Raw genomic sequence first — 13548 nt, forward strand, 5'->3', positions numbered from 1 at the left:
CGTGATGGGATGGAAAGCATGGACACCACCGATTTCCGGCTGATCAATTGGGACCTCGCCGCCACCACCGCGGCCAAGCTGGTTGGCGCCGGCCCGGTCCTCACCCCCGCACAGATTGCCGAGGTCGTCGCGGACCTGCGCGCCAAGGCCGACGAATCGGTCGGGCACGTGCACCGGATCACCGGCCTGGCGGCCGCCGCAGACCTGCGCGATTCGCAGGTGCTCATCGTCGATCGGCCCGGCTGGGCCAAGGCGAACACCCAAAGCTTCGAGGCGATGCTGGCCCCGGCCATGGAGCACCTGGCCAAGACGCGCGGGGAGAAGATTTCCGAGGCCACCCAGGTGCTCTCCGCCACCGCGACCGGCGTGGAGATGGGCGCGATCCTGGCCTTCATGTCCTCCAAGGTCCTGGGCCAGTACGACCCCTTCGCGGGGCTGCTGCGCGATGACCTGCCGGCCGGCGGGCGGCTGATGCTGGTGGCGCCGAACATCGTGGCGATCGAACGGGAACTGAAGGTCGATGTCGACGACTTCCGGCTCTGGGTCACCCTGCACGAGCAGACCCACCGGGTGCAATTCGCCGCGGCCCCGTGGCTGCGGGCGCACCTGCAGTCCAAGATCGCAGAGCTGTTGGCCTCGCTGCTGGCCGAACCCGAGGCGCTGGGCGAGCGGCTGCGCGCCGCCGCCTCCGAGGTCATCCGCGGGAAGAAGGCGCTGGAAAAGACGGCCGACACGAAAGAAGCGGCCGACGACTTCGCCTCCGGGGGCGGGTTGCTGGCCGGCCTGCGCACCGGGGAGCAAAAGGCGATCCTCTCGCACATCACCGCGGTGATGTCGCTGCTCGAGGGCCACGCCAACGTGGTGATGGACGCGGTGGATTCCTCCATCGTGCCCAGCGTGCGCACCATCCGCCAGCGCTTCGGCTCCCGCGGCAAGGACCGTTCGGCGCTGGAGAAATGGCTGCGCAAGCTGCTGGGGCTGGATGCGAAGATGCGCCAGTACGCCGACGGGCAGCGCTTCGTCACCCGGGCCGTGAAGCTCATGGGCATGGAGGGCTTCAACAAGGTCTGGGAGGGTCCGGGAAACCTTCCCACCGAGCACGAGGTGCATCACCCGGAGCAGTGGGTGGCGCGCATGGAAGGCCCCGGCACCGCTGCCGGAACCGAAACACCCCACAACAACTAGGAACAACCCCTCCGAAGGAGAGGCAGGTCGATGGGCGGGAAGCTGCCGCGCGTGCTGGCCGAGGCCCGCAACGCGATCCGTGCCATGGTGCCCCGGGGTGCAAGCGTGCTGGTGGCCTGCAGTGGCGGGGCGGACTCGCTGGCGCTGGCCGCAGCGGCCGCGTTCCTGCACCGCAAGGGCGAGATCCGCGCCGGTGCCCTCATCGTGGACCATGGCATGCAGGAAGGCAGCGACCGGGTGGCGCTGCGGGCCGCGGACCAGTGCCGCGCCCTGGGTCTGGACCCGGTGCTGGTGTTCGAGGTCCGGGTGACAGGCGGCAGCGAGCAAGCGGCCCGTTCCGCCCGTTATGCGGCCTTCGAGCAAGGCCTGAGGCAGGCCGGGGCCGACCATGTGCTGCTTGGCCATACCCTCGACGACCAGGCAGAACAGGTGCTGCTCGGGTTGGGGAGGGGATCCGGGACGCTCTCGCTGGCCGGGATGCCGGCGGCCCGCGGCCCCTACCTGCGCCCGCTGCTGTCCCTGTCCCGGGCGGACATCGAGGAGATCTGCCGGCACGAGGGCCTCGCCTACTGGGAAGACCCGACCAACACCGATCCGCGCTACCTGCGCAACCGGGTGCGGCACGAGCTGATGCCGGTGCTGCGGGAGGTGCTGGGCGACTCCATTCCCGCCGCGTTGGCGCGGACCGCGTCGCTGGCGCGCGCCGACGCGCAGTACCTCGACGGGCTGGCGCAAACCGCGCTGGACGATGCCGCGCTGCCGGTTGCCGAGGACAGACCCGCTGCGGTGCTCACGTTGGACCTCGAGCGCCTGCGCGCGTTGCCCGGTCCCCTGCGCTCGCGCGCACTGCGCCTGGCCGTGGCACGCCTGGGCGCACCGGTGCCCGACTTCGAACGCCTGGCCGCGCTTGATGCCCTGGTGTGCGGCTCGGTCTCGGCCGGCCCCGTCCAGCTCGAGGGCCCGGTGTACGCCACCCGCGTCGCCGGGACCCGGCTGCCGGCCGGCGCCCGGGCGCACCTGCGGCTGGATGCCACGGCCCTGCCTCACCCCGGATCGTGAGAATTGCCTCACATTCGCGGGTTCCCCTGCCGCCAAGACGCGGCAAGACCCAGGTGCCGCACTCCCCACCGCGCTCCAGACTGTGGCACTCTAGACCGTGGGTAGAAACGCCCTCCCCTCGACCGGTCTATTGCCGACCCCAGAACCAGGAGCCCTCGTGGATTCGAAAGATGTCAGCGCCGATTTGGCGCATGTCCTCTACACCAAGGAAGAAATCCAGGCCAAGATCAATGAGCTTGCCGCCCGGATCGACGCCGACTACGAAGGCCGGGACATCCTGGTTGTCGGCGTGCTCAAGGGTGCCGTGATGGTCATGGCCGACCTGGTCCGTGCCCTGCACTCCCACGTGACCATGGACTGGATGGCGGTTTCCTCCTACGGTTCGGGCACCCAGTCCTCCGGCGTCGTGCGGATCCTCAAGGACCTCGACACCGACCTGCTGGGCAAGCACGTGCTGATCGTCGAGGACATCATCGACTCCGGCCTGACCCTGTCCTGGCTGCTGGCCAACCTGCAGTCCCGCGGCCCCGCCTCGGTGGAAATCTGCACCCTGCTGCGCAAGCCGGAGGCCGCAAAGGTGGAGATCGACGTGAAGTACGTCGGCATGGAGATCCCCAACGAATTCGTCGTCGGCTACGGCCTGGACTTCGACGAGCGCTACCGCAACCTGGACTTCATCGGGACCCTGGCCCCGCACGTCTACCAGTAGCGGGCAGCACCCCAGCCTTCCGCCGCAGCGCGCACCAAAATGCGGTGCGCSATGGCCGYTYCCGGGKMCCCGGGGGCGGCCATSGGTGTTCTTACGCCCAAAGGGGAACTTATCGCCTGGCCCATCCGTGGGTACCGAAGAGGGCGTTTACTTATTAACGTGTAGCAAGATACCGGCGTCGCCCAAGACGCCCGGGCCGGCATGGGCCCGAAAGCAGGAGGGATGGGGAGGGACCCCCAATCAATGAACGCGAAAAAGATCTTTAACAGCTGGATCGTCTGGGTGCTGCTGGGTGCCGCGGTGCTGCTGATTTTCCTGCCGACGCTCTTGGGCGGCAACTCCGGGCGCATCGACACCTCCCTGGGCATGCAGTTGCTCAAGGACGACAAGGTCTCCGAGGCGAAGATCTTCGACGGCGAGCAGCGCGTGGACCTCACGCTGAAGCAGCCGCTGAACGTCGACGGCGCGGACAAGGGAAAGAACGTCTCGTTCTTCTACTCCATCCCGCGCGGAACCCAGGTCGTTGACGCGGTCAACGACGCCAACCTGACCGGCTACACCGACCAGCCCGTGCAGAACAACTGGTTCACCTCGATGCTGGGCTTCATGATCCCGATGATCCTGATCGTCGGCCTGTTCTGGTTCATCCTGTCCCGTTCCCAGGGCGGCGGATCCAAGGTCATGCAGTTCGGCAAGTCCAAGGCGAAGCTGATCACCAAGGACATGCCCCAGGTGACCTTCGTCGACGTGGCCGGTGCCGAGGAAGCCGTGGAGGAACTCCACGAAATCAAGGAATTCCTGCGTGAACCGGGCAAGTTCCAGGCCGTCGGCGCCAAGATCCCCAAGGGCGTGCTGCTCTACGGCCCTCCGGGCACCGGCAAGACCCTGCTGGCCAAGGCCGTCGCCGGCGAGGCGGGCGTCCCGTTCTACTCGATCTCCGGCTCGGACTTCGTGGAGATGTTCGTCGGCGTCGGCGCGTCGCGTGTCCGCGACCTGTTCGAGCAGGCCAAGAACAACTCCCCGGCCATCATCTTCGTTGACGAAATCGATGCGGTGGGCCGCCACCGCGGCGCCGGCATCGGCGGCGGCAACGACGAGCGCGAGCAGACCCTCAACCAGCTTTTGGTCGAGATGGACGGCTTCGACGCCACCACCAACGTCATCCTGATCGCCGCGACCAACCGCGCCGACGTCCTTGACCCGGCGCTGCTGCGCCCGGGCCGCTTCGACCGCCAGATCCCGGTGGAGGCACCGGACATGATCGGCCGCGAGCAGATCCTCAAGGTCCACGCGCAGGGCAAGCCGATGGCCACCAACGTGGACCTGAAGGCCGTGGCGAAAAAGACGCCGGGTTACACCGGCGCCGACCTGGCCAACGTGCTCAACGAGGCCGCGCTGCTCACCGCCCGCTCCAACGCCCAGCTGATCGACGACCGCGCCCTGGACGAGGCCATCGACCGCGTCATGGCCGGGCCGCAGAAGCGCAGCCGGTTGATGAAGGAACACGAGCGCAAGATCACCGCATACCACGAGGGCGGACACGCCCTGGTCGCCGCGGCCATGCGCCAGACCGCGCCGGTCACCAAGGTCACCATCCTGCCCCGCGGCCGCGCCCTGGGCTACACCATGGTGGTGCCCGACGACGACAAGTACTCGGTGACCCGCAACGAACTGCTCGACCAGATGGCCTACGCCATGGGCGGGCGCGTGGCCGAGGAAATCGTCTTCCACGACCCGTCCACCGGCGCCTCCAACGACATCGAGAAGGCCACCGCCACGGCCCGCAAGATGGTCACCGACTACGGCATGAGTGAGCGCGTGGGCGCCGTGAAGCTGGGCTCTTCCTCCGGGGATGCCATGTACGGGCAGCCCTCCAGCCGCGACTACTCCGACGCCATGGCCAACGTGGTCGACGAGGAGGTCCGCGCGCTGATCGACACCGCGCACGACGAGGCCTACGCCGCGCTGACGGAGAACCGCCACGTGCTCGACCGCCTGGCGCTGGCCCTGCTGGAGCACGAAACGCTGAACCAGAAGGAGATCGAGGAAATCTTCCACGACCTCACCAAGCGCCCCGAGCGCGAGGTCTGGCTGAGCAAGGACTCCCGCCCGGTGCACGCTGCCGGACCGGTGCTGTCGGCGAGGGAAATCGCCTCCGAGGCGGCCGAAAACGACGCTGCGGAAGCAGCCGACGGCACCTCGGGCGCTTCGGCCGGCGCGTAACCCAACGCACACACCAGCTAGGATCGGAAGCGTGAACGAGATCGATCAATTTGAAGACGACAGCGCCCAGGGCGCCGGCGGCGTGGACATGCTCCGCATCGAAAAGGCCGTGCGGGAGATCCTCTACGCCATCGGCGAGGACCCGGACCGCGACGGCCTGCTGGAAACGCCCAAGCGCGTGGCCAAGGCCTACGGCGAGTTCTTCGCCGGCCTGCACCAGGACCCGGCCGACCACCTGGCCACCACCTTCGACATCGAGCATGACGAATTGGTGCTGGTGAAGGACATCCCCTTCTATTCGACCTGCGAACACCACCTGGTGCCGTTCCACGGCGCCGCCCACGTCGGCTACATCCCCGGCCCGGAGGGCAAGGTCACGGGGCTGAGCAAGCTGGCCCGCCTGGTGGAGGTCTTCGCCAAGCGCCCGCAGGTCCAGGAGCGGTTGACCACCCAGATCGTCGAGGCGCTCATGGAGCACCTGAACCCGCGCGGGGCGATGGTCGTCATCGAGTGCGAACACATGTGCATGTCCATGCGGGGCGTCCGCAAGCCGGGCGCCAAGACCGTCACCAGCGCGGTGCGTGGCCAGCTTCGCGAGCCCGCCACCCGCGCCGAGGCCATGAGCCTCATTCTCGGAAAGTAGGAAACCCCATGTCGCTTGGAGCGATCCCCGGAACCGGACCGGCCACCAGCCCGCTGCCGGTCATCAAGAAATCAACGGCCCGCACCATGGCCGACCTGCCCGTTGGCCGCACCCTGGTCATGGGCATCCTGAACATCACCGAGGATTCCTTTTCCGACGGAGGCAAGTACGCCACCGCGGACGAGGCCATCGGCCACGGACTGCGCATGTACTACGGCGGGGCCGACATCATCGACGTCGGCGGGGAGTCCACCCGCCCCGGCGCCGAGCCGGTGGACCCGGCCGTGGAACAGGCCCGGATCCTTCCGGTCATCACGGCGCTGGCCAAGGCCGGGGCGATCATCTCGGTCGACACCATGCACACCTCCACCGCCCGGGCGGCCCTGACGGCCGGCGCGCACATCGTCAACGACGTCTCCGGGCTCACCCACGAGGCAGACATGCCCGCGCTGATCGCCGAAACCGGTGCCCCCTACGTGCTGATGCACCGTCGCGGGGACGCCGCCTCGATGACCACCGAGGCGAACTACACCGACGTCGTGTCCGAGGTCATCGATGAACTGCTCGCGCTGCGCGAGACGTTCCTTGCCGCCGGGGTCGCCGCCGAGCAGCTGATCCTGGATCCGGGGCTCGGCTTCGCCAAGGACCACGAACACAACTGGGAGCTGCTGCGCGCCCTGGACCGCTTCACCGCCCTGGGCCACCGCGTCCTGGTGGGCACCAGCCGCAAGCGCTTCATCGGTGCGCTGCTGACCGTCGATTCCAAGCCCGCGGTGCCCACGGCCCGCGATGCCGCCACCGCGGCAACCAGCGCCCTGGCGGCGGCCAACGGAGCCTGGGGGGTGCGCGTGCACGACGTGCCCGGCAACCTGGATGCCGTCAAGGTCGCGACCGCCTGGTCCGCGGCCCGCGTCCCGGCACTCTAGGAAACGGGCGGGGCAGCAGCATGCGCACGGACACCATCACCCTGTCGGGCATCACCGCGATCGGGCACCACGGCGTTTTCGAGCACGAGAAGCGCGACGGGCAGCCCTTCACCCTCGACGTCGTCCTGCACACCGACATCCGCAAGGCCGCGGCCAGCGACAACGTCGCGGACACCGCGCACTACGGGGAACTCGGCGAACTGGTGGTGGCCCAGATCCAAGACGGGCCCTGGGACCTGATCGAGACGCTGGCGGAGAAGACCGCCGCGGCGATCCTGGCGTCCTTCGGCACCGTCACCGGGGTGGAGGTCATCGTGCACAAGCCCAAGGCCCCGATCACCGTGACCTTTTCCGACGTCACGATCCACATTTACCGCGAACGGGAGTGAACCAGATGGTTTCCTGCATCCTTGCCCTGGGTTCCAACCTGGGCGAACGTGCCGGAACGCTGCAGGCCGCCGTCGCCTCCCTGGCCGCCACCGCGGGCATCGAGCTGGTGCGCGTCTCTGACACCGCGGTGACCAGGCCCGTGGGCGGGCCCGAGGGGCAACCCGACTTCCTGAACCTGGTGCTGCGCATCGAAACCACGCTGGCCCCGCGCCAGCTGCTGGCCGCCTGCCAGCAGATCGAGTCGGACCACCACCGCACCCGCGAGGTCCGCTGGGGTCCGCGCACCCTGGACATCGACGTGATCACCTACGGGGAAGAAACCAGCTCGGACCCGGTGCTGACCTTGCCGCACCCGCGGGCCGCGGAACGCGGCTTCGTGCTGCTGCCGTGGTCCTGGATGGAACCGGACGCGCAGCTGTCCGGGATCCCGGTCACCACGCTTGCCGCCGCCGCGGCCGACACCCCCGGCATCGTCCGCGTCGAAGCGGGGGCCTAGGGCCATGAATTCCTTGCGGCCGTTGTGGGTCTTCACCGTGCTGGTCATCGGGGTGGTTGCCGGCTATGCCCTGCAGATCATTGCCACGACCCGCGGCTATCCGGTGCCGGTGCTGCACTGGACCTCCCTGGTGACCATGGGGGCCGCCTGCCTGCTCACCCTGGTCATGGGCATCCGCATCAAGCTGTTCACCAGCGGTCGGACCAAGAAACGCGTGAACCCGATTGCCGCGGCCCGGACCCTGGTGCTGGCGCAGGCCAGCGTGTATGCCGGTTCCACGATTGCCGGATGGCACGCCGGGATCCTGCTGGGCCTGCTCACGGCGGGCGGAATGGGGTCCGCGGCGGTGAAATCATCCTTGGTGATGATCGGTGGCGCGCTGGTGATGGTTATCGTGGGATGGGTTGTGGAACAGTTCTGCAAGCTGCCCCCGGAAGATCCATCGGACCCGGCGGCCAAGACCAAGGGCAAGGACGAGGAAGGCTATGCGGCAGGAACCAATTGACCCGGCCGGGATCCAATGGACACGCGTGTCCCCCAGCTACGCCAAGGTCCGCATGGTGGGTTGGGCCATTGGCGCGTTGATCACGCTGCTGGTGCTCAGCGTCCCGCTGGTCCTGGTGCTGACCGGGGTGTGGGACGGCTTCCCGCTGTGGCTGGCGATCGCCGCCCCCGCGGTGGTGGTGGCCGTCGAGGTCATCCGCCTGGTGCTGATCCCCCGCCAGGTCGCCGCGATCGGCTACGCCGAGCGCGAGGACGACCTGCTGGTGCGCCACGGTCTGATGTTCCAGAAGGTGCTGGTGGTCCCCTACGGCCGGATGCAGTTCGTCGATGTGGCCGTGGGCCCGATCGACCGGATGCTGGGGCTGTGCAAGGTCAAGCTGCACACCGCGGCGGCCGATGCCACCGCGGAGATCCCCGGCTTGCCGGTGGCCGAGGGCACGCGCCTGCGCGAGCAGCTTGCGGCCCGCGGGGAATCGCGATTGGCCGGGCTGTGACTCCCGGGCGGGCCGTGCCGGTCCCCGGTCCAGGGGAAACCGAGGGGCAGGGCACCCCGGCGGCGCCGTGGCACCGCGTGCACCCGGTCTCCCCGCTGGTGCGCGGCTGGATCGCGGTGGTGGCCATCGCCTTCGTCTACGGCCAGAACACCTTGTCCTCCTTCTTCGGCGAGGAGGAATCGAACCCCGGGCCCGATTTCATTTCCGGGACCCCGCTGATGGTTTCGCTGCTGGTCGGCGCCGGCATCCTGCTGCTGATCCTGCTGGGCTTCTTCGGCACCTGGTGGTTCACCAAGTACCAGATCACCGATCGCCACGTCAACGTGAACACCGGCATGGTCTTCCGCCAGCAGCGCCAGGCCCGCATCGACCGGGTCCAGTCGATCGACATCGCCCAGCCGTTGGTGGCCCGGATCTTCGGGCTTGCCGAGCTGCGCTTCGACGTTGCGGACTCGGGCTCCGCCGCGATGAACCTGGCCTTCGTGAAACTCTCCGAGGCGCACCAGCTGCGCAACGAGATCCTGGCCCGCGCCGCCGGGCTGAAGACGCCCGGGCCGCCGGCACCGGCGCTTCCCGCGCAGCCGGATGCGGCCCCGGTCGCGGGGCAGTCACCGGATCCGACAGCACCGCAGGAAGCGGCCCCCGGGGCCCCGGCACCGGGATACGCCTCGGTTTCCGCCTCGCTGGCCGCCAGCGAGCGCGTGGTCGCCGTGGTGCCCACGGGCCGGCTCATCGGGTCCATCCTGTTGCGCCCCTCGACCATCTTGATGGTGCTGCTGATCATCGGGCTGGGCATCGCCATGTCCGCCATCGAGGGGTTCGCCCCCTTCTACCTGCTGCCGGCCCTCCTGGGCATGGCCGGCGCGCTGTGGAACAACCTGAACACCGGATACAACTTCAAGGCCGCCACCAGCGCGGACGGGCTGCGCCTGAGCTACGGGCTGCTGGACACCCGACACCAGACGGTGCCGCCGGGCCGGGTCCAGGCCATCAAGGTCACCGCCCCCTTCTTCTGGCGGCCGCTGGGCTGGTACCGGGTCGCGGTGAACGTCGCGGGCATCGGCGGCGGGGCAGCCAACGACGCCGAGCAACGCAGCGTGCTGCTGCCGGTGGGCAGCTACGAGGACGTCCTGGCGGTGCTCTCGGTGGTGCTTCCGGCCCCGGGCGTTGCCGCTCCGCGCGATTTCTTTGCCGCCGCCATCAACGGCTCCGGCACCGAGGGCGGGTTCGTCGTGTCCCCGCCGCGGGTCCGCCCGCTCTCGCCGCTGGCATACAAGCGGCAGGGCTACGCGCTGACCGACACCGCACTGGTGGCGCGCAACGGGGCGCTTCACCGCACCATCGCCATCGTGCCGCACGCCCGCACCCAGGGCCTGAGGCTGAGCCAGGGTCCGTTGGCCAGGCGCTTCGGGGTGGTTGACCTGTCCCTGGCCACGATCGCCGGGCCCGTGGTGCCGCTGGTGCACCAGCTCGATGTCGCCTCGGGCCGGGAACTGTTCCTGGAACAGGCCGACCGCGCCGCGGCGGCACGCAGGCAAACCGATTCAAACCACTGGCTGGGGGACGCATGAGAAGCACGGGTAAGCCGGGACGGCTGGGGGTCGGGGTCATTGGCGCGGGCAAGGTCGGCGCCGTGCTGGGCGCAGCGCTGCGTGCAGCCGAGCACCAGATCGTTGGCGTCCATGCGGTTTCCGACGCCTCGCTCGAGCGCGCGGAAATGCTGCTGCCCGGCGTGCCGGTGCTGCAAATCCCCGAGATCCTGCGCCGTGCCGAACTGGTCATCCTGGCGGTTCCCGACGATGCGCTGGCGGATTTGGTCTCCGGACTGGCCGTGGCCGGACACTGGCAGGCCGGACAGCTGGTGCTGCACACCGCCGGGCGCTATGGCACCGAGGTCTTGGCCCCGGCCACGGCGGCCGGCGCCATCGGGCTGGCCGTGCACCCGGCCATGACCTTCACCGGGATGAGCATGGACCTGGAGCGGCTGGCCGACTGCGTCTTCGGGGTCAGCGCCTCGAACATGGTCCTGCCCATCGCCCAGGCGCTCGTGGTGGAAATGGGCGGGGAACCGGTGGTGATCGCCGAGGATGACCGGGTGAAATACCATGCCGCCCTGTCCCACGCCTCGAACCACCTGGTGACCGTGGCCGGGCAATCGGCCGGGATCCTGGCCGGCATCGGCGTCGAACAACCCGAGCGGATGCTCTCGGCGCTCATGCGCGCCTCGCTGGAAAATGCGCTGGCCTCCGGGGAAGGCGCCTTGACCGGGCCGGTGGCCCGCGGGGACGTGCACACCATTGCCGCGCACCGCGCCGCGCTCTCGGACCCCTCGATCGCCGAGGACACCCGGGAGGGATACCTGGCGATGAGCCGGGCAACCGCGCTGCGCGCCCACGCCCGCGGCCTGATCAGCAGCCAAACCCTCGAAGGGATCCTGGCCGCGCTGGGAAAGTAGGACCGACGGCCACCGGCCACGACGTCCCAAAGCTAAGCTGGGATGGTGAGCACACCAGCAAATTCCGCCAGCCGCGCCCCCCGCATTGTCCGTACCGCCGCCGAGCTCTCGGCGGCCATTGCCCAGGCGCTCGAAGCGCCGGCCTCGGGAAACCGCCCGGCGACCCTGGGGCTGGTGCCCACCATGGGGGCCCTGCATTCGGGGCACGAATCGCTGGTGTCCACCGCCCGGGAGCAAAACGACGTGCTGGTGGTCAGCATCTTCGTCAACGAGCTGCAGTTCAATGACCGGGCCGACTTCGACCGCTACCCGCGCACCCTGGAGGCCGACGTCGAGATCCTGGCCCGGGCCGGTGCCGACATCGTCTTTGCCCCCGAGGTGTCGACGGTCTATCCCGACGGCCGTCCGCTGGTCAAGCTCGATTCCGGGGCCCTGGGCGAGAAGTTCGAGGGCGCTTCGCGTCCCGGCCACTTCGACGGGATGCTTGCGGTGGTCGCCAAGCTGCTGCACTTCTGTATGCCGCCAGCCTCGTTGGGGGTCCCCGTTGCCTACCGTGCCTACTTCGGACAGAAGGATGCCCAGCAGCTGGTGCTGATCAACCGCATGGTGGCGGACCTGAACTTCCCGGTCGAGATCCGCTCGGTGCCGATCATCCGCAGCGCCGAGGGCCTGGCGCTTTCCAGCAGGAACCAGTTCCTCAGCAAGGAGCAGGCGGAGGCGGCCCTGGTGATCCACCGGGCGCTGAATCTGGTCAAGCGGCGGGCCGACCGCCATGAACCGCTGTACCTGGAGGACGCCGCGGGGCTCTTCGAGATGGAACCGCTGGTGGAGCTGGACTACTTCGAACTTGTCGACCCGCGCACCTTGCAGGAGTTGGCCTTCAACTGCCAGGACACCCCGTTCACCGGGGAAGGCTTGCTGCTGGTTGCGGCGAAGGTCGGCGAAGTCCGGTTGATCGACAACATGCCGCTGGGCTACTGAGCACCAAGAACCGTGCTGGCTAGGAGGTCTCCCAGCGTTGGGACGCCTGTCGCAATACCGAGCGGAAGCGGGCAAGGTCCGCAACGATTTCCGCGGCGCTTTGGCCTGCGGCGGAGAGTCCTGCCGATTGGCCGGCATAGACCGGAGCCAAGGACAGGTCGGCCTTCGCCCGGGCCTCGTTGATCGAGTTGGTCAGGGCATCGCTTGCGTCGACCGTGGCACTGAGCGCCTCGAGGTCTTCGGCCCAGTTGTCGCTGAATTCGTTGCGCAGGGCCCGGCCGCCGTATTCCACCGGCCAATCGATTCTCTGGGCGATGTCGAAGGCCCGCGTGTAGATGGTGTCATCGATTCCGGCGGCCCCGATTGCATCCTTGATGTTCCGGTGGCTCATCGATTCCGTGGCCGCGGCAAAGCGTGTGCCGATCCAGGCCGCCGAAGCCCCTGCACCCAGGACGGCCGCGACTCCGGCGGCCGTGGCCAGACCGCCCGCTGCGACCACCGGCTTGGTGGTCTTTTCCAAGGCCAGTTGCAGCAGGGGGAGTGTGGAGACTTCGTTCCGGCCGTGGCCCCCGCCCTCGTTCCCGCGGCAGATCACTACGTCGATGTCGTCCTCAAGTGCACGTGACAGTTCGGCCGCATTGCCTACCTGCATCCCGGTCAAGGCTCCGGATTCATGGACCAACGCGGCAGCAGGGCCCGGTTCGCCGAAGCTGATGCAGACGAAGGACGGGCCGTGTTCCAGGACATGCTCCAGGGGATCGAGGTTCTTGTCCAAGACCCAGGCCATCAGACCGGCACCCCAGGGGTGTCCGGACGAAGCCGCAATCCCTGCCTCGATATCGATCCACTTCTTGGTGGCGTTTCCGCCGATGCCCAGCATGCCAAAACCGCCCGCTGCCGACACGGCTGCGGCCAATGCGCCGCCGGCAGCACCGGCCATGGAGGCATTGAAGATGGGTTCTGCATAACCAAGTACCTGCTGCAGTTTGTTGGCGGGGTGGATGCTGACCGCTGTGTTCTTTGGAAGTTCAGGCATGTTTTTCAGTCTAGGACTGATGCGGCACAGTCGATGTGATGCAGCGCTCAAAGGTCGAAATTGGAGGAATAGGGGCATTCCCGGGCGAAAACCCGGAATGATCCCCGGGTTTCCGCGGTTCTTGGTGTCCGGCCGGTGCAGGAGGCGCCCGTTTGGACATTCGGGCGGGTTGCGCGTAGAGTTGTTTCTCGCACCGAGCCCCGCAGCGTAGCCCGAAAGGGAGAGCAGCGGAAGGCGGATGCAAAGAATTCCAAATGAATTTCGGAAGTCGATTTGACTCCGGGTTTGAATGGGACTAAGCTTGAAAAGTTGCTCCAGAGCGAAGCGCCGGCAGGAAACGTCAGTCCGGGTCGTGGAAGTTGGAAGCGTCTGTTGTTTGAGAACTCAATAGTGTGCCAAGTTTGTTGATACCAATTTATTTATTTTATTGGTGAATGGTTTCAGGGT

General features: G+C 68.0%; 14 protein-coding genes. 13 read left to right on the forward strand and 1 reads right to left on the reverse strand.

Features of this window, described 5'->3' with window-relative positions; all coding sequences use genetic code 11:
• Window positions 1–18: 18 nt before the first annotated feature.
• From BLJ79_RS18580 to panC, 13 genes are all read left to right on the forward strand, one after another.
• Complete coding sequence (locus tag BLJ79_RS18580) at window positions 19–1185, forward strand: Rv3626c family coenzyme F420 biosynthesis-associated protein (RefSeq protein WP_083411464.1); 1167 nt, start codon at window positions 19–21, stop codon at window positions 1183–1185.
• A gap of 30 nt (window positions 1186–1215) precedes the next feature.
• Entirely contained in the window at window positions 1216–2244 is a 1029-nt protein-coding gene (tilS, locus tag BLJ79_RS18585; protein ID WP_071216268.1) for a tRNA lysidine(34) synthetase TilS, read from the forward strand.
• A 157-nt stretch (window positions 2245–2401) separates the two neighbouring features.
• Entirely contained in the window at window positions 2402–2953 is a 552-nt protein-coding gene (hpt, locus tag BLJ79_RS18590; protein WP_071216269.1) for a hypoxanthine phosphoribosyltransferase, read from the forward strand.
• 243 nt (window positions 2954–3196) lie between these two features.
• Window positions 3197–5176 (forward strand): ATP-dependent zinc metalloprotease FtsH, encoded by a 1980-nt coding sequence (ftsH, locus tag BLJ79_RS18595; RefSeq protein WP_071216270.1) that lies wholly within the window; start codon window positions 3197–3199, stop codon window positions 5174–5176.
• An 88-nt stretch (window positions 5177–5264) separates the two neighbouring features.
• Window positions 5265–5819 (forward strand): GTP cyclohydrolase I FolE, encoded by a 555-nt coding sequence (folE, locus tag BLJ79_RS18600; protein ID WP_139194966.1) that lies wholly within the window; start codon window positions 5265–5267, stop codon window positions 5817–5819.
• A gap of 8 nt (window positions 5820–5827) precedes the next feature.
• The gene (gene folP / locus BLJ79_RS18605; protein WP_071216272.1) at window positions 5828–6745 is read left to right on the forward strand and encodes a dihydropteroate synthase; all 918 of its coding nucleotides are present in this window, start codon (window positions 5828–5830) and stop codon (window positions 6743–6745) included.
• A 20-nt stretch (window positions 6746–6765) separates the two neighbouring features.
• Window positions 6766–7134 carry a dihydroneopterin aldolase gene (gene folB / locus BLJ79_RS18610; RefSeq protein WP_071216273.1) on the forward strand — a complete coding sequence of 123 codons (369 nt, stop codon included), beginning with the start codon at window positions 6766–6768 and terminating at the stop codon, window positions 7132–7134.
• Window positions 7135–7139: 5 nt separating this feature from the next.
• Complete coding sequence (gene folK / locus BLJ79_RS18615) at window positions 7140–7631, forward strand: 2-amino-4-hydroxy-6-hydroxymethyldihydropteridine diphosphokinase (protein WP_071216274.1); 492 nt, start codon at window positions 7140–7142, stop codon at window positions 7629–7631.
• A 4-nt stretch (window positions 7632–7635) separates the two neighbouring features.
• A complete protein-coding gene (locus tag BLJ79_RS18620; RefSeq protein WP_071216275.1) occupies window positions 7636–8136 on the forward strand; it encodes a DUF3180 domain-containing protein in 501 nt (166 codons plus the stop codon).
• Window positions 8117–8629 carry a PH domain-containing protein gene (locus BLJ79_RS18625; protein ID WP_071216276.1) on the forward strand — a complete coding sequence of 171 codons (513 nt, stop codon included), beginning with the start codon at window positions 8117–8119 and terminating at the stop codon, window positions 8627–8629. Before BLJ79_RS18620 ends, BLJ79_RS18625 begins: the two co-directional genes overlap by 20 nt.
• Window positions 8626–10200 carry a PH domain-containing protein gene (locus BLJ79_RS18630; protein ID WP_139194965.1) on the forward strand — a complete coding sequence of 525 codons (1575 nt, stop codon included), beginning with the start codon at window positions 8626–8628 and terminating at the stop codon, window positions 10198–10200. The genes BLJ79_RS18625 and BLJ79_RS18630 overlap by 4 nt, the downstream gene beginning before the upstream one ends.
• The gene (locus BLJ79_RS18635) at window positions 10197–11084 is read left to right on the forward strand and encodes a Rossmann-like and DUF2520 domain-containing protein (protein ID WP_071216277.1); all 888 of its coding nucleotides are present in this window, start codon (window positions 10197–10199) and stop codon (window positions 11082–11084) included. Before BLJ79_RS18630 ends, BLJ79_RS18635 begins: the two co-directional genes overlap by 4 nt.
• A 42-nt stretch (window positions 11085–11126) precedes the next feature.
• Window positions 11127–12065 (forward strand): pantoate--beta-alanine ligase, encoded by a 939-nt coding sequence (gene panC, locus BLJ79_RS18640; RefSeq protein ID WP_071216278.1) that lies wholly within the window; start codon window positions 11127–11129, stop codon window positions 12063–12065.
• 19 nt (window positions 12066–12084) lie between these two features.
• Here the strand turns inward: panC and BLJ79_RS18645 are convergent, their stop codons facing one another.
• On the reverse strand, window positions 12085–13101 hold the full coding sequence (locus tag BLJ79_RS18645) for an NAD(P)H-dependent flavin oxidoreductase (RefSeq protein ID WP_071216279.1): 1017 nt from the start codon (window positions 13099–13101) through the stop codon (window positions 12085–12087).
• Window positions 13102–13548: the final 447 nt, after the last annotated feature.

It is taken from the genome of Arthrobacter sp. UCD-GKA (genome assembly GCF_001863355.1).
Classification (GTDB): Bacteria; Actinomycetota; Actinomycetes; order Actinomycetales; family Micrococcaceae; genus Paeniglutamicibacter.